This window comes from Acinetobacter sp. VT 511, assembly GCF_001077515.1.
Taxonomy (GTDB): domain Bacteria; phylum Pseudomonadota; class Gammaproteobacteria; order Pseudomonadales; family Moraxellaceae; genus Acinetobacter; species Acinetobacter schindleri.
The window spans coordinates 41,771-60,544 of sequence record NZ_LFRE01000059.1; the positions used below are offsets into that span (position 1 = coordinate 41,771).

Here is an 18,774-nt window from a genome sequence, read left to right on the forward strand (position 1 = left end):
AAACCATTGAAACAATTTCCTGAACAGGGTTTCAATGTTCAACTCAAGTATCGGTTTTATATTTTTAAGCTTAACATTCGGGTAAACTATGACAAGTTTTTACCCTGTATTCTGGAAGATTTAATTTGATTATTCGGCGTTATCTGGTCAAGCAAGTTGTATCAACATCCTTGGTTGTGATTGCCTTATTGACCTTGATCATGATGGGTGGTCGACTGATCAAGTACTTCGGTGTGGCAGCACAAGGACGTCTGGATGCAGGCATTCTGTTCAGTATTATTGGTTATCGTTTGCCTGAATTCCTGACCCTGATTTTACCTTTAGGTTTCTTTATTGGTCTGATGCTGGTATTTGGCCGGCTCTATGTCGATCATGAAATGGCAGTCATGAACGGTAGCGGGGTCAGTCGCAATCAGCTGGCACGATTACTCATTCCGATGACTTTGGTATTTATAGTCGTTCAGGCATTTTTAATGCTCTGGGCGGCACCGTGGGGTATTCGTCAGTTTGAAGCATTGACCAATGAGCAGGCAGTACGGACGGGTTTCGATCTGGTACGGCCGAAAGAATTTATTTCCTCGGGACCCTATACCATTTATGCAGGTGATTTGTCGGAAGACCGTAAAAACCTGAAAGATATCTTTTTCTATCAACTTGCAGAACGTGAAGGCAAACCAGATGTCATGATTCTGGCACAAGAAGCGACCCGTGTAGAAGTGGCAGGGGACACCGCCAATGTGGTGGATCTGGTCAATGGTCGCCGTTATGAAATCTTTGCCGGCATGCCGAAATATACCCAAGCGGAATTCGAGACTTATCGTCTGCGTCTGGAAAATGATAAAGAAGCCAAGTTTGAAAGTGCTGAAGTTGAAGCCTTGCCGACTTCGAAACTCTGGGAAAACCGTCAGGATCCTGTGGTCGCCAGTGAGCTCGGTTGGCGAGTATTTGTACCATTTGCGATTATTGCGGCGCTCATGCTGGCCAATGCCTTGTCTGAAGTGAGTCCACGTCAGGGGTGCTATCTTAAACTGTTTCCAGCACTCTTGATCTTTGCCAGCCTGATTGTGGCTTTAATGGCAGTAAAAACGCGCGTCAGTAAAGAGGAAATGGGGATCTGGGCTTATCCAATGGTCCTGATTTTCTATGGTATTGCTGCGGCTCTATTTGCACGTAAACAGAAGCTGGCGCCGAAAATCAAGAAACAGATTCAACGAGCGAGGTCTTAATCATGCTGGCACGTCGTATCGTTGCAAAACATGTGACCGGAACCACTGCACTTGCTATGCTCGGTGCAACAGCCGTATTGGCCGGTCTACAGGTATTATTTACTTACTTGGGTGAACTGGGTTCATTAAAAGAAGGCTACGGTGCCTGGCAGGCATTAAAATATGTGCTATGGGGAGCGCCAAACTATCTGTATGAAATCCTACCCATCTCTGCACTGATTGGTGCTGTTCTCGGCTTAGGTACACTCGCTTCTAACAGTGAGTTGATTGTGATGCGTTCGGTTGGGGTCAGCCTGTGGCGGATTGTCGGCTGGGTAATTCGTTCGGCATTACTCCTGGTGATTTTATCTTTTGCTTTAAGTGAATGGGTAATTCCGTATACCAATGAGCAGGCCAAAGCAGTGAAAAGTTACAACAAGCCTGTAAAAATTGGTGAGGTTAAAGGCTACTGGACCCGTGAAGGTCAGCGTTTTATCTACATTGACTATGCTAATGCCAAAGGTGAGCTAAAAAATGTACAGATGCTGGACTTTGATGAAGATTATCGTCTGCGCGGGACGCTAAAAGCCGAGCAGGGTGATTTTATCAAGGATGGTGCGTGGACTCTGCAGAATACGCAGGAAATGAATATTCTGCAGAATGGTAATGCCACGCTGATAACACATTCCGAACAGCCGCTGGCCTTAGCGCTGCAACCGAAGTATGTGCATATGGTGACCATTGACCCAGAGGATCTATCGCCTAGTCAACTGGTCAGTTTCATGAGCTATATGCATGAATATAGCCAGGTACCAAAGACCTATGAACTGGCTTTCTGGCAGAAAGTCGGCTCGCCATTTGCCCTGATTGCACTGGTGGTGATTGCCTGTTCCTTTATTTTTGGACCGCTGCGTCAACAATCTATGGGCTTTCGCTTGGTGATTGCATTATTTGCAGGTTTAGGCTTCTTCTATCTGCAGGACTTCTTGGGTTATGCGAGTTTAGTCTATGCGCCGTCGCCCGCATGGTTTGTATTTATTCCAATTATCATCATGTTTGCAATTGGTGGTTATCTACTGCATCGGGCACGCTAAGCCACAAGAAAATAGAAGAAATCAATCGCAGTGAGAGGCTTAAACCATGGTGTGGTCATGGCCTCTCACTGCAAAATTAGTTAAAATAGAACGATTAATTCGTAAACGAACAAGAGTATTCATTATGACGGATGCAACTGCTGGCAAAATCCCTCACGTATTGGTAATTATGGATGGTGTGGGTCATCGCGAAGCGGTCGAAGACAATGCGTTTTTAGCGGCTAAACGACCTCATTTAACTGCTATGCAGGAAAAGCATCCGCATGGTTTGATCTCTGGTTCTGGTGAAGATGTCGGTCTGCCTGATGGTCAGATGGGTAACTCTGAAGTCGGTCATATGAACCTGGGTGCTGGCCGTGTGTTATATCAGGACTTCACCCGTATTACCAAAGATATCCGTGCCGGTGCGTTCTTTGAGCATGAAGTACTGATTGATGCGGTAGAAAAAGCCAAAGCATCAAATGGTGCCGTACACATTATGGGCCTGTTATCTGAAGGTGGTGTGCACTCACATGAAGACCATATCGTAGCGATGGCAGAGCTGGCATTAAAACGTGGTGCCAAAGTCTATCTACATGCTTTCCTGGATGGTCGTGATACGCCGCCGAAAAGTGCACAACCATCATTAGAAAAATTAGACGCTGTTTTTGCTCAATATCCAGGTCAAGGCCGTATTGCCACCATGATTGGCCGTTACTTTGCCATGGATCGTGACAACCGTTGGGATCGCGTGGAACAGGCGTATCGTTTGCTGACTGAAGGTGAAGCAGTTCGTACGGCAGCCACTGCAGTAGAAGGCCTTGAACAGGCATATGCAGCAGATGAGTCTGATGAATTCGTGAAAGCGACCCGTATCGGTGATGTGGCTGCGATTCAGGACGGCGATAGCGTAGTCTTCATGAATTTCCGTGCGGACCGAGCGCGTGAATTAACCCGTGCTTTTGTTGAGAAAGACTTTACCGGTTTTGAACGCAAAGTTGTGCCAAATCTGGCGAAATACGTGATGTTGACCCGTTATCAGGCAACGATCGATGCGCCTGTAGCATATATGCCAGAAGCGCTGGTGAACTCGATTGGCGAATATTTATCAGATCTGGGCAAAACCCAGTTACGTATCGCAGAAACTGAGAAATATGCACACGTGACTTTCTTCTTCAGTGGCGGCCGTGAAGATGAATATCCAGGTGAAAAACGTATCCTGATTCCATCTCCAAATGTAGCAACTTATGACCTGAAACCGGAAATGAGTGCATACGAAGTGACCGATGAATTGGTTGCAGCAATCAACTCAGGTGAGTTTGACCTGTTGGTGGTGAACTATGCCAATGGCGATATGGTCGGTCATACCGGCGTATTTGATGCAGCAGTCAAAGCAGTGGAAGCAGTAGATACTTGCTTAGGTCGTGTTTATGAAGCCGTGATGGCGCAAAAAGGCCATATGATTATTACTGCAGACCATGGTAATGTTGAGCAGATGCAGGACTATCAAAGTGGTCAGGTACATACCCAACATACGACTGAACTGGTTCCGTTTATTTATGTGGGTCCAACTTCGGCAACGATTGCAGAAGGCGGTGTACTGGCGGATGTGGCGCCAACATTGTTAAGTCTGATGCAACTTCCAGTGCCGGCAGAAATGCAGGGCCGTAACTTAATTGAGCTGAACGCTTCATAAAAAAATATCAATAGGATAAAGAATGGCAAAATCACAGCAGAAGTCAGTTGTACTCGCAAGCTTACTGATGTGTTTGAGCCATTCGGTATCAAGTGCTGGGTCCCAGGGTCCGGTACTCGATGATATGGTCATGGACCAGCAAACCTATAGCGAAATTCCGGTTTCTTCGATTCAGGAATTCGTGCAGATTTATGGCATTGTCAAAGATAATTATATTCAAGACAAAAATGATGATGCATTATTCCAACAGGCAATTCGTGGTCTGGTCGGTGGTTTAGACCGCTATTCCCGTTATCTTTCTCCAGAAGACTTCAAACAGCTCCGTCAATATACCGAAGGCGATCTAGCCAGTATCGATTTTGACCTGCAGTTTAATCCGCAATTGAAGCAGTGGATGGTACAGGGACTTAGTCCAGATGCCGACTCTGCCAAGCAGGGGCTGCGTAATGGTGTGACAGTTTACAAGATTGATGATCAGATCTTAAATACGCTGAAGCGCGAGCAGGTTCGGGATTTGCTCAGTGGCGCGATAGGCTCTACTTTAAGCATTCAGCTTTCTGCGCAAAGTGCGCCGGTGACGCTGGTTCGTAATATCAAAGTAGATACCGAGATTAAATCGACCCTGCATAATAATCAGGTGCTGGTCTTGCAGGTCAAGGTCTTCCAGCAGGACACAGCCAATGAGATTAAACGAATTATTGACAGCTATTCTGGTCAACGTTTAAAAGCCGTGTTATTTGATCTACGTAATAATCCAGGTGGCCTGCTTTCGGCAGCGGTAGAGTCTGCGGATCTATTCCTGAATCAGGGCATTATTGTCTCAACCAAAAGCCGGGCAGAAGGGGATCAGCAGTTTCAGGCTTTACCAGGATTTGAATTTCAGAATCTGAAAATTGGAATCTTGATTAATAACCGTTCAGCCTCTGCAGCCGAAGTCTTTACCGCTGCCTTGAAAGAGCATAACCGTGCCTGGGTGGTCGGTGAAAAAAGCTATGGTAAAGGTGTGGTGCAGAAACTGTTTCCTCTTAGCAATGGGGCGGCGTTACAGATGACGGTATCGCAATATTTCAGTCCCAGTGGTCAGCGTATTGAGGGTCTTGGTGTGCAGCCTCACCTCAGTTATCCGCTTGGCGTTGAGATGAGGGAAGAAAGTTATCTGGATCACATCACTGAATTATTGCTTTTACAAAAATAATGAAGGGGGCATAGCCCCCTCATCAATCATTCTTCTTCATCGGTATCGAGCCCAAATTTCTTCAGACGATAACGCAGCGAGCGGAAAGACATGCCCAACTTTTTTGCGGCAAGCGTACGGTTCCAGTGAGTCAGATTCAATGCATTTAGCAAAATTTCTTTCTCGATTTTCTCCATATACAGTTCAAGACCTTCTTCAGGCAGTTTTTTCGGTACGATAAAAGTGTCAGTAGTGTTACTCGATTCGGATGCTATATTCGATGTGATTTCGGAGGTCACAAAACTCTGGCGTAAAGGTGCAGTTTGCAAATGCTGGATATCAATTGTGTCTTCATCGCTGAGGGTAATAGCTCGCTCGATGATATTACGCAATTCCCGGACATTTCCTGGATAGTATTGAGTCAGTAACTGCTCTTTGCTATGTTCAGTCAGGCGTTTCACAGGGATTTGCCATTCCTGACAGATCTTCTGAATAAAGTGTTCAGCCAGCAGCAGAATGTCATTACCACGCTCACGTAATGGTGGCAACACCAGATCCATCACATGAATGCGGAAGAATAAATCCTGACGGAATTTACCTTGCTGTACCTGTGCTTCCAGGTCCTGATGACTGGCGCTGATGACACGAAAATCCACATCAATTTCAATATCTGAACCTAAAGGGCGAATCCGTTTTTCCTGTACTGCACGTAGCAGTTTGACCTGCATACTGAGTGGAAGTTCTGCAATTTCATCCAGAAATAAACTGCCGCCATGTGCAGACTGGATTAGGCCCTGTTTGTCCTGCATGGCGCCAGTAAAGCTGCCTTTCTTGTGCCCGAATAGCTCACTTTCCATCAGTTCAGCTGGAATTGCGCCACAGTTAATGGCAATAAAGGGTCCTTCACTCCGGTTACTGAGGCGATGAACCAGATTTGCTACAACTTCTTTACCTGTACCAGATTCACCGGTAATAAATACCGGGGCTTGAGAGCGGGCAATTTTATGCAAGGTCGTACGTAATTGCTGAATCGGCTTGGACTGGCCAATCAGCATTTTATATTCAAGGGTATCTTGCTGATTGGATTGGTAATCTACTGGCTTATTTAGTGCTTTTTGTAGTAACTGTTCCAGATGTTTCTGATTGATCGGCTTACTGACAAAGTCAAAGGCACCTGCTTTGAGTGCAGCAATGGCAATATCCATATTGCCATAAGCAGTTAACACAGCAACCGGTAGAGAAGGATGATGCTCACTGATAAATTCTAGTAGCTGCAAGCCATTACCATCAGGTAGATTTAGATCCGTAAGGCAGGCATCATACTGATGATCTGCTAGGCGTTTTTTAGCATCCTCCAGACGATGGGCGATATGCGTGCGAATTCCCATACGCATGAGCGACATCTGCATGAGCGTACAGAGATCTTCTTCATCATCGACCAATAGTACCAGTGGTTGTTGTTCCACACTTTTCCCCTTAAATTCAAAAATTAAACAGTGATGCGCTGGCAGCTAATCCGGAAGCAGGCACCCTGTTCTTGTTGTATATAATTCAGCTGGGCCTGATTGGCCTCACAGAAACTGTGGGATAAATATAGCCCTAGCCCTGTACCATTAATTGAAGTGCTGAAAAATGGCTTAAACAGCAGACTCTGATCGGCAGGCGCAACGCCCTGACCAAAATCCCGTACATCAATCCAGACTTTATGTTCATAAGGATGAACTTTTAATTCTACATAACCTACAGCTGGATCGTTATGCCGCACGGCATTACGCAATAAATTGACCAATACTTGACGTAGCTGGGCTTCATCAAACTGGATGTCCAGTCGCATATCAATATTCAGCTTAATCTGATCAGCAATATCAGCCAAATCCTCATGGATACATTGTGGAATAAATTCATTCAGCTGAATAGATACTGGATGAGTCTCTTTATTCTTCACCATATTCAGCGTGTCTTCAATAATCCGGTTGATTCGTGTTGCCTGCTTGCTGATCATGCCATGCAACACCTGCTGCTGGTCCTGTTCACAACCAGGTAACAGATCATTGGCTTGAACAATCGCTGCAAGCGGATTACGAATCTCATGGGCAATACTGGCAGAAAGTTGCCCGAGTGCCGCCAGTTTTAATTGCTGGACTTGTTGATTAAGTTTTCGCGCATCTTGCAGCACCAGCAACATTAAAGTTTGATGCGGTACAATCAGTTTTTGTACTTGAATATGAATATTGAAACGGCTTTGCTGGGATTCAAACTGAAAGCGCTCACCATTTTCCAGATCTTCAAAGCGGATCAGCTCAAACAGATCTGGTTGTGACTGGTACAATGGAAACGTGTCATGTGCATACATTTGCTGGATGCCGAGCAAGTGGCAGGCAGCAGGATTACTCAGCACCACATGACAGTTTTCATCGAGGACCAGATAACCAGTCTCAATCTGTTCCAGAATATAACGGTTAATATTCTGTAGACGATAAAGTTCCATTGACTGGGAAAAATTGACATTTTCCAAGATCTGGAAACGTCGGACTGCAATTTGCCCGATGCCATAGACCACAAAAAACATGAAAGCCAATATGGCGCTATTGCCGATATTACCCAGAGAGGAAAGGGTAAACAGGCTGGTGATGAAATGCTGGTAAATCACACTGATGACCGCAATCAAGGTAATCACCAGCGCTTTTTGTGCATTCAGTAAAATGGAAGCGGCAAAGATAGTAATCACGAATAGCATACTGAGCTGTAGATTGGTGCCATTCGTGGCCAAGGTCAGCAGGCTGAGTGCACAGACATCGACAATAAAAATACCGGTCAGCTGTTGCTGAACAAATTTCTTAAAATACTTCAGAACAAAAAGCTGGATCAAGGCGATAGCAATGAAGCTACTCAGTACATAATGATACAGCTTGGGATATTCTAAATCGCTGGTGTGCTCAGGATAAGTGAGCACGAAAATCAGCAGTAAACCAGTACTGATGATCAGGCGGTATGCCGCATACCAAGTGCCCAGCAGATATTGGTTAAGCTCTGAATAAGAAGATCGCTGCGACATAGAACCTTTTTTGTTTTTTTAAGTTTTCTTAAATAGAGGGCATAAAATATTAAGGTTTAATCAGACCATAGCGCATTGCTAGATGGGTCAGTTTCACATCGCTGTCGATATTAAGTTTTTCAAAAATACGATAACGATAGGTATTTACAGTCTTAACACTAACAAAAAGTTTATCCGCAATTTCCTGGGCACTAATGCAGTTGACGACCATCATGGCAACCTGCATTTCGCGTTCGGACAGGGAATCAAATGGGGATTGCTGTGTGTCAGATAAATAAGAGCTCGCTAATTGCTCGGCAATATCTGCACTAAAGTATTTGCCGCCCTGCATGACTTTATTAATAGCACGTACCATCTCGGTAACAGGTGCACCTTTGGTGATATAGCCTTTAGCACCTGCTTTGAGTAACAGCGATGGATAAGGTTCTTCGGCAAGACCACTGACAGCGATAACTTTAGTATCAGGGGCTGTTTGTAACAGTCGACGCGTAGTTTCAACACCACCAATACCCGGCATATTCACATCCAGGAGCACTACATTCGGATGATGCTGACGCACCAGAGTAATTGCTTCTTCACCAGATTCAGCTTGTCCAATGACCTGAACATCAGTGTGGTCTTCAAGCATTCTACAGATGCCAGTACGCACCAATTCATGGTCATCTACAACTAAAACTGTGATCACGTATACTCTCCCTCAGATGAAAAAAAATCATTTTTTTTGTTACACAACGCAAAATAAGCTTGCAATGAAACTACAAAATTAGCAATCCTACAGACATGTCATATTGAACTGTATCACGCAGTGTAGAGATCAATAATTGTTCTGCATTGTGGTAAATGTAATGTAAGCCATATTAGAGGTAATACGCAAATCAATCTTACCTCGTAAGTTGGGTGAAGGAATAGTGAAGAAAACACATAAGTCTTTGATGCATGTACTGGGTCTGTCGCTGGCAGTCAGCATGAGTACGACGACGAGTTTTGCTGAAATTATCATGAATTCGTCAGCAGCGGCCCCTCAGTCTAGCCTGAGCTGGTCTTCTGAACAGGCCAACCAGTTCTTGAGTGATGGATCGGATGCCGATGATGAGCCTTCTCCGCTTGGCTCTACGACAGTCACCACGACCATCCGTAGTCAGAATGGTCAAGCAGTACAAGAACCTGCTAAAACTGTACAGATTCTGGATACCAAGACCTATGGCACGCAGCCATCTGTCAATGCGCGTTCAGCGCTGGTAATGGACGCGCAGACCGGTGAAGTGCTGTATAGCAAGAACAGTAATACAGCAGTGCCGATTGCATCGATTACCAAGCTGATGACAGCAGTGGTGATCTCTGATGCACGTTTAAACATGAATGAAAAAATCACACTACAACAGGGTGATTTTTCATGTTCAGGTTGTAAGAGTTCAAGCTCGACGTTACGTGTCGGAGACACGATGAATCGTGCTGAAGCTTTATTGTTTGCACTGATGAAATCTGAAAACCCGGCTGCAGCAGCGTTGGCACGTACCTATCCAGGTGGTCGTAGTGCTTTTATTTCTGCCATGAATAGTAAAGCCAAAGCATTGGGTATGAATTCAAGTAAATTTCTGGAATCTACCGGATTGCATCCGGGCAATAAGTCATCTGCAAGAGACTTGGGGATTCTGGTAAACACCGCTTCGCAATACGGCTTGATCCGACAGTTCTCAACCACAGCAAGTTATGACTTTAATCTGGGTTACCGTGTGTTGAAATCGAATAACACCAATGCGCTGGTACGTAATGGTGGCTGGAATATTAATATTTCTAAAACCGGTTTCATCAATGAAGCTGGACGTTGTGTAGTGATGCATACCACCTTAAATAACCGTCCAGTAGTCGTAGTGTTGCTTGGAGCAGATTCATCTGCTGCACGTACCAATGATGCAACACGTCTCATGACTTGGGTGTCTAGTTTGCCGAAACAGCGTGTTTAAGCTTTTATAAAATATTTAAGTCATAAAAAAGCCCTGCAGATGCAGGGCTTTTTGATTCTGTCTCTTACATATTAGACAGAATAGAATCGCGTACTTGATCCAATGTTGCATCGATCGACAGCATTACTGCATCAGAACATTGTTTGATTGCAGTATCGGGATCTTTCAGACCGTTACCTGTCACAGTACAAACAATTACTGAGCCTTCAGCAATCTTGCCAGCTTTGATGTCACGAATTGCACCGCCGATAGACGCTGCAGAAGCAGGTTCTACGAATACACCTTCGTACATGGAAAGTAGACGTTGTGCTTCAAGAATTTCAGCATCAGTCAGTTCGTCGAACCAACCTTGAGAATCACGAACAACTGCTTTGGCATGGTTCCAGCTTTGTGGATTACCAATACGGATTGCAGTTGCCACAGTTTCAGGATTTTCTACTGGCGCACCACGTAGGAATGGTGCAGCACCAGCTGCCTGGTAACCGACCATTGTCGGAAGGCCTTCAGGTTTAGGACCGGTGAAGGCATCTGTTGCAGGATCATAAACCACTTGCTCAAACTGATCAGCAGGTTGGTTGGCAACGGCTTCGGTATAACCCATCCAGTGTGCAGTGATGTTACCTGCGTTACCGACAGGTAGGCAGTGGTAGTCAGGTGCACGGCCAAGCTCATCTACGATTTCGTAAGCAATGGTTTTTTGACCTTGCAAACGGTATGGGTTGATTGAGTTAACAATCGTCACCGGTGCTTTATCAGCGATTTCTTTCACCAGACGCATACCGTCATCGAAGTTACCGCGGATCTGCATGGTGATCGCGCCGTACATCATCGCTTGTGCCATTTTACCCATGGCAATTTTGCCTTCAGGAATTAACACAAACGCTTTCATGCCTGCACGTGCAGCATAGGCAGCAGCAGCAGCAGAGGTGTTACCTGTAGAGGCACAGATAATCGCTTTTGAGCCTTCTTCAGCGGCTTTGGTCACCGCCATGGTCATACCACGGTCTTTAAATGAACCAGTCGGGTTTAAGCCCTCGTACTTCACATAAATTTCAACATTTTTGCCAATAATGCGCGGAATATTCGCAAGCTTAATCAGTGGTGTATTACCTTCGCCTAGAGAAACAGCAGGGGTAGTTGCAGACACTGGTAAACGGTCGCGATAGCGGTCAACTAAACCAGTATAACGATTGGCATTCGACATGATGATGTTCCAATTGTGTGTAGAGCTTGGTGAGGAGAGTAAACCCCTCAACCCGATTAATTATCAAGCGATTCTAAACGAATTCGCACAATTTCGCCATGAATGACAGGAAGAGCTTGAATTTGCTTTAACGCTTCATCCATTTTCGCTTCCTTGACTGGATCAGTCAGGATCACGATAGGAATAAGGTCTTTTAAGCGAGACTGCTGCATGATGGCATCAATACTAATACCGTTACGGCTCAGAATAGAGGTCACTTCTGCAAGAACGCCGGTTTGATCTTCAGCGTTAATACGGATGTAGTAGCCTGTGGTCATTTCTTCACGAGGAAGAATTGGCAAGTCGCTTAAGCTTTCAAAAGCCAGTTGTGGAATTGTTCCTGCGCCATCTTCAGTGTAAGAGATGTCACGCACGATATCCACCACGTCAGCGACTACAGCAGATGCTGTAGGACCAGCACCAGCACCAGCGCCATAGTACAGTGTAGGGCCAACTGCATTGGCTTGTACCAAGACTGCATTTTTCACGCCATTTACATTGGCGATCAGTTGCTCCTCAGGAATCAGGGTCGGGTGAACACGAAGTTCAATCCCTGTTTCTGTACGACGAGCAATACCAAGGTGTTTAATACGGAAACCTAAGTCTTCAGCATATTTTACATCTTGAGCCGTGATTTTGCTGATGCCTTCGGTGAAGACTTTATCAAATTGCAGCGGGATACCAAATGCAATCGATGCAAGTAAGGTTAGTTTATGTGCGGCATCGATACCTTCAACGTCAAAGGTTGGATCTGCTTCAGCATAACCCAGTTCTTGCGCTTCTTTCAGTACATCTTCAAAAGCACGGCCTTTGTCACGCATTTCAGTCAGGATGAAGTTACCTGTACCGTTAATGATGCCCGCCAGCCAATCAATTTTGTTGGCAGCCAAGCCTTCACGCATGACTTTAATAATCGGGATGCCACCTGCCACCGCTGCCTCGTAAGCAATTTGCACAGCGTTGTCATCAGCAAGTTTGAACAGTTCATTACCGTGTTCAGCGAGCAAAGCCTTGTTCGCAGTCACAACCTGTTTGCCATGCAGGATGGCTTCTTTAATGACTTCATAGGCAGGATGAATACCGCCCATTACTTCAACCACAACATCAACATCTGGCTGACGTACAATCTCTAGCAGGTCAGCACTTTGCTTGATGCTGTCATCGAGTTCCAGGTCAGGACGCGGACGACGGGTACCCACATAAGTAATTTGAATTTCACGACCGGTGCGACGTTTAATCTCAGCAGCATTTTGTTTTAATAGTTTAAGGGCACCACCACCCACAGTACCAAGACCGAGGATTGCCAGACGAACTGGTTTCACGTCACACTCCAAATATAAACAGTTTTTTACGAGAGCCTAGATCATAGCTAAAAAAACGCGCTGACTCTAGGGTGATCTCAGAATATCTTTATGTATAACATAAAGTAAAATAACTTATTAAAATGAGTTATTTAAGACGGTCCAAAAGTTCAGCGGTCGACATGTATCCGCCCAGGTAAACACCCTCTGAACTATAGACACCCGGGGTACCGTTCACACCGATATTCAGACCCATTTGATATTGATCTTTCACAGGATTTTGACAGGTTGCTGGTGTAATTGATCCACCGGCAATAGCGGTATCAAAGGCAGCACGACGGTCGGCACTACACCAGATTGCTTCCATGGCTGGCATATGCTGCTCACCACGTGGCCATGCGATATAACGTACCTCAATGCCTTTATTGTTCATCTCATCCATCTGTTCGTGGAATTTATGGCAGTACGGGCAGCTAACATCGGTAAAGACATAGATAATATGCTTGGCTTTGTTGCCTTTGGCAGGGTAAATCAACAGGTCTTCGGCTTTTAGTGCTGCAAAGATTTTCTTGTTTACATCGGATTGCAGGGTTTCGCTGACATTATGCAGCTGTTTGTCACCCAGACGGATCACATCACCCTGAATGATGTATTTACCATCACTGGTCGCATAGACAGACGACATGCCTTCCAAGCTAACCCAGAACAGATTAGGTACTTCAGTGGTTTTAACGCCAGTGATTTTTGCCTTAATACCAGCCTTTTTGAAGTGACCTTCCAGGGTTGAGATCAGGCGTTGCTGAGCATTACGTTCTGATACGGTAGATGCTTCACCCGTCGCTGGTGCACTTGCAGTTAAAGTATCTGACTTTTTATCGTTTTGATTAGAGTTGGAGCAAGCAGTAAGACTGAAACCTGCAGCAAGCATACATGCGATAAACAGACTGGAGCGGGCAAATGTCATGGATAACCCTTTTTGTTCTTAGATAAAAATAGATGCCTAGCATAACAAAAAAATAGTTTGCAGGTTGAACTTCTCTGTACACGTTGTCAGTTCAGGTTCAGGCCCGTGGATGATGTGACTCATGCAGCTGTTGCATACGCACTTGTGCCACGTGGGTATAAATTTGGGTGGTCGACAGGTCACTATGTCCCAACAGCATCTGCACGACACGTAGATCTGCACCATGATTCAACAGGTGGGTGGCAAAGGCATGACGCAAGGTATGGGGGGAAAGCTCTGCCTGGACACCGGCCTGTAGTGCGTAACGCTTGATCGCATACCAGAAATTCTGTCGGCTCATGATGCCACCATGCTGGGTCAGGAACAGATAGTCGGTTGCTGTCTTGTACAATTGCGGACGTGCTTCATTCAGATATTTCTCGATCCATTCGCAGGCGACCTGCCCCATGGGTACTAATCGTTCTTTGTTGCCTTTACCTACGATACGCAGATAGCCCTGTTTTAGGTTAATCAGTTCCAGTCGCAGGTTGAGTAGTTCTGTCACACGTAATCCACAGGCATAGAGCACTTCCAGCATCGCCCGGTCACGTAAACCTAAGGCAGTATTGATATCCGGTGAATTGATTAGTGCTTCAACATCGGCTTCAGAAAGATCTTTGGGCAGGGCACGTCCCAGTTTTGGTGTCTTGTGTGCAGCAACCGGATTGTCATTTCTCAGCTTTTGCTCACGCAAGAATTTATAAAATGAGCGCAGGGCGGACAAACAGCGTGCAATTGAACGTGGACTTTTTTGCTGTTTGGTCAGCTCAATCAATACATCCGAGACATCATCATGATCCCATTCTGGTAAGGCTTTAGTTAGGCAACTACTGCATTGAATTAAATCAGATAAATAGGCATTCCGCGTATGAGGACTCACGGTTTGTGCAATCAGATAGTCACGATAGCCATGCAGAAACTGGGCATTTTCCGGAATCTGGACAGGAGCGGGAATACGGGGTTTTTTATTCAACATAGGGTGAAAGAATCTGATCTAAAAAAGCGATAATGAGTATTGATATTCTCCAATGTAGTTTAATTTTATTACAGTGTCGATGTGATATAAGCTAAATCGGTTTGTAATTAATCTTATTTGTTAATTATTCTCATTTGTTTGTATACTGTACAAAAGAGTTTAGGAATTTTCGCGGTGCGTTTGTCGGATTTGAAAGTGAAGCAAACAGCTATCATTCGAAAGGTTAATCGAACTACTGATGGCGAGGGCGCTCAACACGATGTCGTGGCGAGTCGCCTGGAAACGTTGGGTTTTGTGCCTGGCACAGAAGTGCAGGTCATTACCAAAGGTATTTTTGGTGGGGATCCGATTTTAATTCAGGTCGGTTTTACCCGTTTTGCCCTGCGTAAGTCAGAGGCAGCCAAAATTGAAATTGAAGCTGGAGTGTCGGCATGAGTGATGCCTTAAGTATTGCCCTTGTCGGTAACCCTAACTGTGGTAAAACCTCATTATTCAACCATTTAACAGGTACGCGTCAAAAAGTCGGCAACTATGCCGGAGTGACAGTAGAACGTAAAGTCGGTCACTTTACTTTGCCATCGGGCAAGGCTGTGCGTGTACTGGATTTACCGGGGACTTATAGTCTGGATGCTACCAGTCCGGATGAAGCGATTACCCGTGATGTTGTACAGGGCAAAATTGCAGATGAAGAACAGCAGGATGCATTCCTGTGCGTGGTCGATGCCACCAATCTGAAACTGCATCTCGGTCTGGTTCTGGAAATGATCCAGCTCGGCCGTCCGGTGTTACTCGTTCTGAACATGATGGATGAAGCACGCCGTCGTGGGATGCAGATCAATACCCAGAAATTGTCCGAGCGTTTAGGTGTACCCGTTGCTGAAACGGTTGCGGTGCGCAAGTCAGGTGTTGAGAACCTGATGAATGCACTGGATCAGGGAAAATATGCTGTTCCAGAGACTGAAATGACTGGCTTAAGCGGTGACAGTCATCACAAAGTTGAAAGCATCCTGAAAGATGTGGTGAACTTTGTAGATCAGGAAGACAAGCGCACCGATTTTCTGGATAAAATTTTCCTGCATCCGGTACTCGGTCTGCTTAGCCTGGCGGTGATGATGTTCGTGATCTTCCAGGCGGTATTTGCCTGGGCAGCACCCTTCATGGATGGGATTGAAACCTTTTTCGGCTGGCTCGGTGAGGTAGTCGGAGACAACATTGCCCATCCTTTGCTGAATAGTCTGCTCGTAGATGGGATTATTGCCGGTGCCGGCGGCGTTGTGGTATTCCTGCCTCAGATTCTGATCCTGTTCTTCTTTATCTTGGTATTGGAAGAATCCGGTTATCTGCCACGTGCTGCATTCCTGCTGGATAAATTGATGTATAAAGCCGGTCTTTCCGGTCGTGCCTTTATTCCATTATTGTCCAGCTTTGCCTGTGCAATCCCGGGCATCATGGCGTCACGTACCATTAGTGATCCACGAGATCGTTTGACCACAATTTTTGTAGCGCCCTTGATGACCTGTTCGGCTCGTCTGCCGGTATATGCATTGCTGATTGCCGCATTTATTCCATCACAGTCGGTCTGGGGTATTTTTAACCTGCAAGGCTTGGTGCTGTTTGCTCTGTATATGGCAGGCATTCTAAGTGCGCTGATTGTTTCGTTTGTGTTGAAGTTTTTCAGCAAAGACAAATCAGAGCATATGCTGCTAATGGAACTACCAAGTTATCGTTTTCCAGATATCAAGAACGTCTGGATTGGTCTGCTGGATCGCGGCAAGATCTTCTTGAAGCGTGTGGGTGGCATCATCTTCGCATTGTCGATTCTGCTGTGGTTCCTGTGTACCTTCCCGCAACCGCCTGAAGGTGCCACGTTACCAGATATTGATTATTCCTTTGCCGGGATGATTGGTCATTTTATCCAGCCGATCTTTGCACCGTTGGGCTTTAACTGGCAGATCTGTATTGCGCTGATTCCAGCAATGGCAGCTCGTGAAGTGGTTGTGGCCGCACTGGGTACAGTTTATGCCTTGTCAGCAGTTGATGAAGATGCGATGTCTGAAGGGCTTGCAGCTTTGATTAGCGGTGGCGGTGAATTAGGCTGGACACTGGCAACCGGTTTATCGTTACTAGTTTGGTTTATCTATGCACCACACTGTCTGGCAACTCTGGCAACAGTAAAACGTGAAACAGGTTCATGGAAAACTGTGGGCTTTATGACAGTTTATCTGTTTGGTCTGGCATATATCATGTCATTCCTGACTTATCAGATTGCTTCACACTATTTCGGTTAATACTGACTGAAACAGCACAGTGAAGGGGAGATTGAGATGATTGAAATTCTGATTGTGACGGCACTGGTGCTTTGGAGTGCAGTGGTGGTATTTAAGAAGGTATTTCCGAATACTTCACGCTCGGTCTTCCTGAAGCTATCCAATGCTTGTGAAGCCCAAGGCTGGCATAAGCTGGCGAAATGGTTAAAACCTGCGATGGCCAGTGGCTGTGGAGGCAATTGTGCCTGTCCGGCATCCGAGCAGCCAGCAGAGAAAAAGCCTGCTCAGCAAGCAGTGAAATGGAAATAATTTTCCAGCAAAATTAAAAGTGAAAAAGCCATCATTTTTATGATGGCTTTTTTATGCAATATACAAAAAAATCTGCAGAAAGATGAAACAGAAAAAGCATTCAAAACGGCAAAGTGCTAACATTTCAAAAGTTTCAAATTAGACCAGAACATGAGGCAAAAATGTTAATACAACGTGGTGGACTTAAGGTCGTTGCAGGACTTGGAATTTCAGGTGTTGCAGCAGTCAATTTCTTACATGACAAGGGCTACCGCGTTGCAGTAACAGACTCCAGGGCAAATCCACCGGGGCATGACCAGATTCCTGCCGAAGTACAAACCAGCTTTGGTAAATTTGACCAGGAATTATTGCTATCAGCAGAAGAAATCGTCATCAGTCCGGGGCTTGATCCGAAACTTCCTGAAATTCAGGCAGCGATTGCCAAAGGTATTCCGGTGGTGAGTGAAATCCAGATTCTGCGCCGTTCTACCGATAAACCCATTGTTGCGATTACCGGTTCAAATGCCAAAAGTACCGTCACCACATTAATTGGCCTGATGGCCGCAGATGTAGGTAAGAAAGTGGCCGTTGGTGGCAACCTTGGCCGTCCTGCGCTGGATCTGACCAAAGATAATCCTGAACTTTATATTTTAGAGCTTTCAAGTTTTCAGCTGGAAACCACGTCGAATCTGAATGCTGAAGTGGCAGTCGTGCTAAATATGAGTGAAGACCATCTGGATCGTCACGGTGACATGATGGGCTACCACACAGCAAAACACCGTATTTTCCAGGGTGTCAAAAAAGTGGTGTATAACCGCGATGATTCACTGACTCGTCCACTGGTTCCGGATGTAACGCCAATGCAAAGCTTTGGTTTAAATGCACCTGATATAAACCAGTACGGCGTGTTACGTGACACGGATGGCACGATCTGGTTAGCGCGTGGACGCGAACGTTTATTGAAAAGTTCTGACATGTATATTCAAGGCACGCACAATGTCGCGAATGCTTTGGCCTGTTTGGCTTTAGGTGAAGCAATTGGCTTGCCAATAGACAGCATGCTGGAAACACTAAAAACCTTTAAAGGTTTGGAACATCGCTGTGAATTTGTCAAAGAAGTTAATGGTGTGCGTTATTATAACGACTCTAAAGGTACCAACATCGGTGCGACTCTGGCAGCTTTAGACGGTCTAGGTGCGGCGATCGAAGCACAAGGTGGGAAAGTGGCAATCATTCTTGGTGGCGAGGGCAAAGGCCAGGACTTCACTGCTTTACGTAATTCATTGTCTAAATACGCGAAGGTAGCGGTATTGATTGGTGTAGATCGTCCAATCATTGAAGCAGCAATTGAAGGAACCACGACACTTGTGCATGCGGAAAGCCTGCAGGAAGCAGTAGAAATCTGCCAGAGCAATACCCAGCCACATGATGTCGTGCTATTGTCTCCGGCATGTGCAAGTTTTGATATGTTCTCAGGCTATCCTGAGCGTGGCCATCAGTTCGTTGCGTATGTCAACGCACTTAATTAA

The 18,774-nt window shown here is 45.5% G+C and carries 16 protein-coding genes; 9 read left to right on the forward strand and 7 right to left on the reverse strand.

The annotated features are described in order from the left end of the window. Positions 1 to 125 precede the first annotated feature (125 nt). The 4 genes from lptF to ACS72_RS07395 all read left to right on the forward strand — a co-directional run bounded on the left by lptF (position 126) and on the right by ACS72_RS07395 (position 5,169). The gene (gene lptF, locus ACS72_RS07380; protein ID WP_048881731.1) at positions 126 to 1,226 is read left to right on the forward strand and encodes an LPS export ABC transporter permease LptF; all 1,101 of its coding nucleotides are present in this window, start codon (positions 126 to 128) and stop codon (positions 1,224 to 1,226) included. Positions 1,227 to 1,228: 2 nt separating this feature from the next. Continuing rightward, on the forward strand, positions 1,229 to 2,299 hold the full coding sequence (lptG, locus tag ACS72_RS07385; RefSeq protein ID WP_004810149.1) for an LPS export ABC transporter permease LptG: 1,071 nt from the start codon (positions 1,229 to 1,231) through the stop codon (positions 2,297 to 2,299). 124 nt (positions 2,300 to 2,423) lie between these two features. Then, a complete protein-coding gene (gene gpmI / locus ACS72_RS07390; protein ID WP_048881732.1) occupies positions 2,424 to 3,974 on the forward strand; it encodes a 2,3-bisphosphoglycerate-independent phosphoglycerate mutase in 1,551 nt (516 codons plus the stop codon). A gap of 22 nt (positions 3,975 to 3,996) precedes the next feature. Continuing rightward, positions 3,997 to 5,169, forward strand: coding sequence for a S41 family peptidase (locus tag ACS72_RS07395; RefSeq protein WP_048881733.1), 1,173 nt, complete (start codon positions 3,997 to 3,999; stop codon positions 5,167 to 5,169). A 26-nt stretch (positions 5,170 to 5,195) separates the two neighbouring features. Here the strand turns inward: ACS72_RS07395 and ACS72_RS07400 are convergent, their stop codons facing one another. The 3 genes from ACS72_RS07400 to ACS72_RS07410 are packed head-to-tail and all read right to left on the reverse strand — an operon-like array spanning position 5,196 to position 8,888. Beyond that, the gene (locus ACS72_RS07400; protein ID WP_004810143.1) at positions 5,196 to 6,614 is read right to left on the reverse strand and encodes a sigma-54 dependent transcriptional regulator; all 1,419 of its coding nucleotides are present in this window, start codon (positions 6,612 to 6,614) and stop codon (positions 5,196 to 5,198) included. A gap of 23 nt (positions 6,615 to 6,637) precedes the next feature. Beyond that, on the reverse strand, positions 6,638 to 8,203 hold the full coding sequence (locus ACS72_RS07405; protein ID WP_048881734.1) for a nitrogen regulation protein NR(II): 1,566 nt from the start codon (positions 8,201 to 8,203) through the stop codon (positions 6,638 to 6,640). Positions 8,204 to 8,252: 49 nt separating this feature from the next. After that, positions 8,253 to 8,888 (reverse strand): response regulator, encoded by a 636-nt coding sequence (locus ACS72_RS07410; protein ID WP_004810139.1) that lies wholly within the window; start codon positions 8,886 to 8,888, stop codon positions 8,253 to 8,255. 223 nt (positions 8,889 to 9,111) lie between these two features. On the opposite strand from ACS72_RS07410, the gene ACS72_RS07415 reads away from it, so the two are divergent. Further along, entirely contained in the window at positions 9,112 to 10,167 is a 1,056-nt protein-coding gene (locus tag ACS72_RS07415) for a serine hydrolase (protein WP_026056747.1), read from the forward strand. Between the two features lie 64 nt (positions 10,168 to 10,231). Here ACS72_RS07415 and thrC read toward each other — a convergent pair whose 3' ends face one another. The 4 genes from thrC to xerD all read right to left on the reverse strand — a co-directional run bounded on the left by thrC (position 10,232) and on the right by xerD (position 14,690). After that, positions 10,232 to 11,371: a threonine synthase gene (gene thrC / locus ACS72_RS07420; protein ID WP_004810136.1), complete on the reverse strand. Its 1,140-nt coding sequence runs from the start codon at positions 11,369 to 11,371 to the stop codon at positions 10,232 to 10,234. 56 nt (positions 11,372 to 11,427) lie between these two features. Continuing rightward, positions 11,428 to 12,732: a homoserine dehydrogenase gene (locus ACS72_RS07425; protein WP_004810134.1), complete on the reverse strand. Its 1,305-nt coding sequence runs from the start codon at positions 12,730 to 12,732 to the stop codon at positions 11,428 to 11,430. Between the two features lie 127 nt (positions 12,733 to 12,859). After that, entirely contained in the window at positions 12,860 to 13,675 is an 816-nt protein-coding gene (locus ACS72_RS07430) for a DsbC family protein (RefSeq protein ID WP_004810132.1), read from the reverse strand. A gap of 97 nt (positions 13,676 to 13,772) precedes the next feature. After that, positions 13,773 to 14,690 (reverse strand): site-specific tyrosine recombinase XerD, encoded by a 918-nt coding sequence (gene xerD, locus ACS72_RS07435; protein WP_048881735.1) that lies wholly within the window; start codon positions 14,688 to 14,690, stop codon positions 13,773 to 13,775. 174 nt (positions 14,691 to 14,864) lie between these two features. Here xerD and ACS72_RS07440 point away from each other — a divergent pair, with 174 nt between their 5' ends. From ACS72_RS07440 to murD, 4 genes are all read left to right on the forward strand, one after another. Next, entirely contained in the window at positions 14,865 to 15,125 is a 261-nt protein-coding gene (locus ACS72_RS07440; protein ID WP_004810128.1) for a FeoA family protein, read from the forward strand. Further along, positions 15,122 to 16,978 (forward strand): ferrous iron transporter B, encoded by a 1,857-nt coding sequence (locus ACS72_RS07445; RefSeq protein WP_048881736.1) that lies wholly within the window; start codon positions 15,122 to 15,124, stop codon positions 16,976 to 16,978. Before ACS72_RS07440 ends, ACS72_RS07445 begins: the two co-directional genes overlap by 4 nt. A 36-nt stretch (positions 16,979 to 17,014) precedes the next feature. Continuing rightward, positions 17,015 to 17,266, forward strand: coding sequence for a DUF6587 family protein (locus ACS72_RS07450; RefSeq protein ID WP_004896377.1), 252 nt, complete (start codon positions 17,015 to 17,017; stop codon positions 17,264 to 17,266). Positions 17,267 to 17,427: 161 nt separating this feature from the next. Continuing rightward, entirely contained in the window at positions 17,428 to 18,774 is a 1,347-nt protein-coding gene (gene murD / locus ACS72_RS07455) for a UDP-N-acetylmuramoyl-L-alanine--D-glutamate ligase (RefSeq protein WP_048881737.1), read from the forward strand.

Excerpts from the sequence above, each read along its gene's own strand:
- lptG (WP_004810149.1), top strand. The coding sequence starts at position 1,229 with ATGCTGGCACGTCGTATCGTTGCAAAACATGTGACCGGAACCACTGCA.
- gpmI (WP_048881732.1), top strand. The coding sequence starts at position 2,424 with ATGACGGATGCAACTGCTGGCAAAATCCCTCACGTATTGGTAATTATG.
- ACS72_RS07395 (WP_048881733.1), top strand. The coding sequence starts at position 3,997 with ATGGCAAAATCACAGCAGAAGTCAGTTGTACTCGCAAGCTTACTGATG.
- ACS72_RS07405 (WP_048881734.1), bottom strand. The coding sequence starts at position 8,203 with ATGTCGCAGCGATCTTCTTATTCAGAGCTTAACCAATATCTGCTGGGC.
- thrC (WP_004810136.1), bottom strand. The coding sequence starts at position 11,371 with ATGTCGAATGCCAATCGTTATACTGGTTTAGTTGACCGCTATCGCGAC.
- ACS72_RS07430 (WP_004810132.1), bottom strand. The coding sequence starts at position 13,675 with ATGACATTTGCCCGCTCCAGTCTGTTTATCGCATGTATGCTTGCTGCA.
- xerD (WP_048881735.1), bottom strand. The coding sequence starts at position 14,690 with ATGTTGAATAAAAAACCCCGTATTCCCGCTCCTGTCCAGATTCCGGAA.
- ACS72_RS07445 (WP_048881736.1), top strand. The coding sequence starts at position 15,122 with ATGAGTGATGCCTTAAGTATTGCCCTTGTCGGTAACCCTAACTGTGGT.
- ACS72_RS07450 (WP_004896377.1), top strand. The coding sequence starts at position 17,015 with ATGATTGAAATTCTGATTGTGACGGCACTGGTGCTTTGGAGTGCAGTG.
- murD (WP_048881737.1), top strand. The coding sequence starts at position 17,428 with ATGTTAATACAACGTGGTGGACTTAAGGTCGTTGCAGGACTTGGAATT.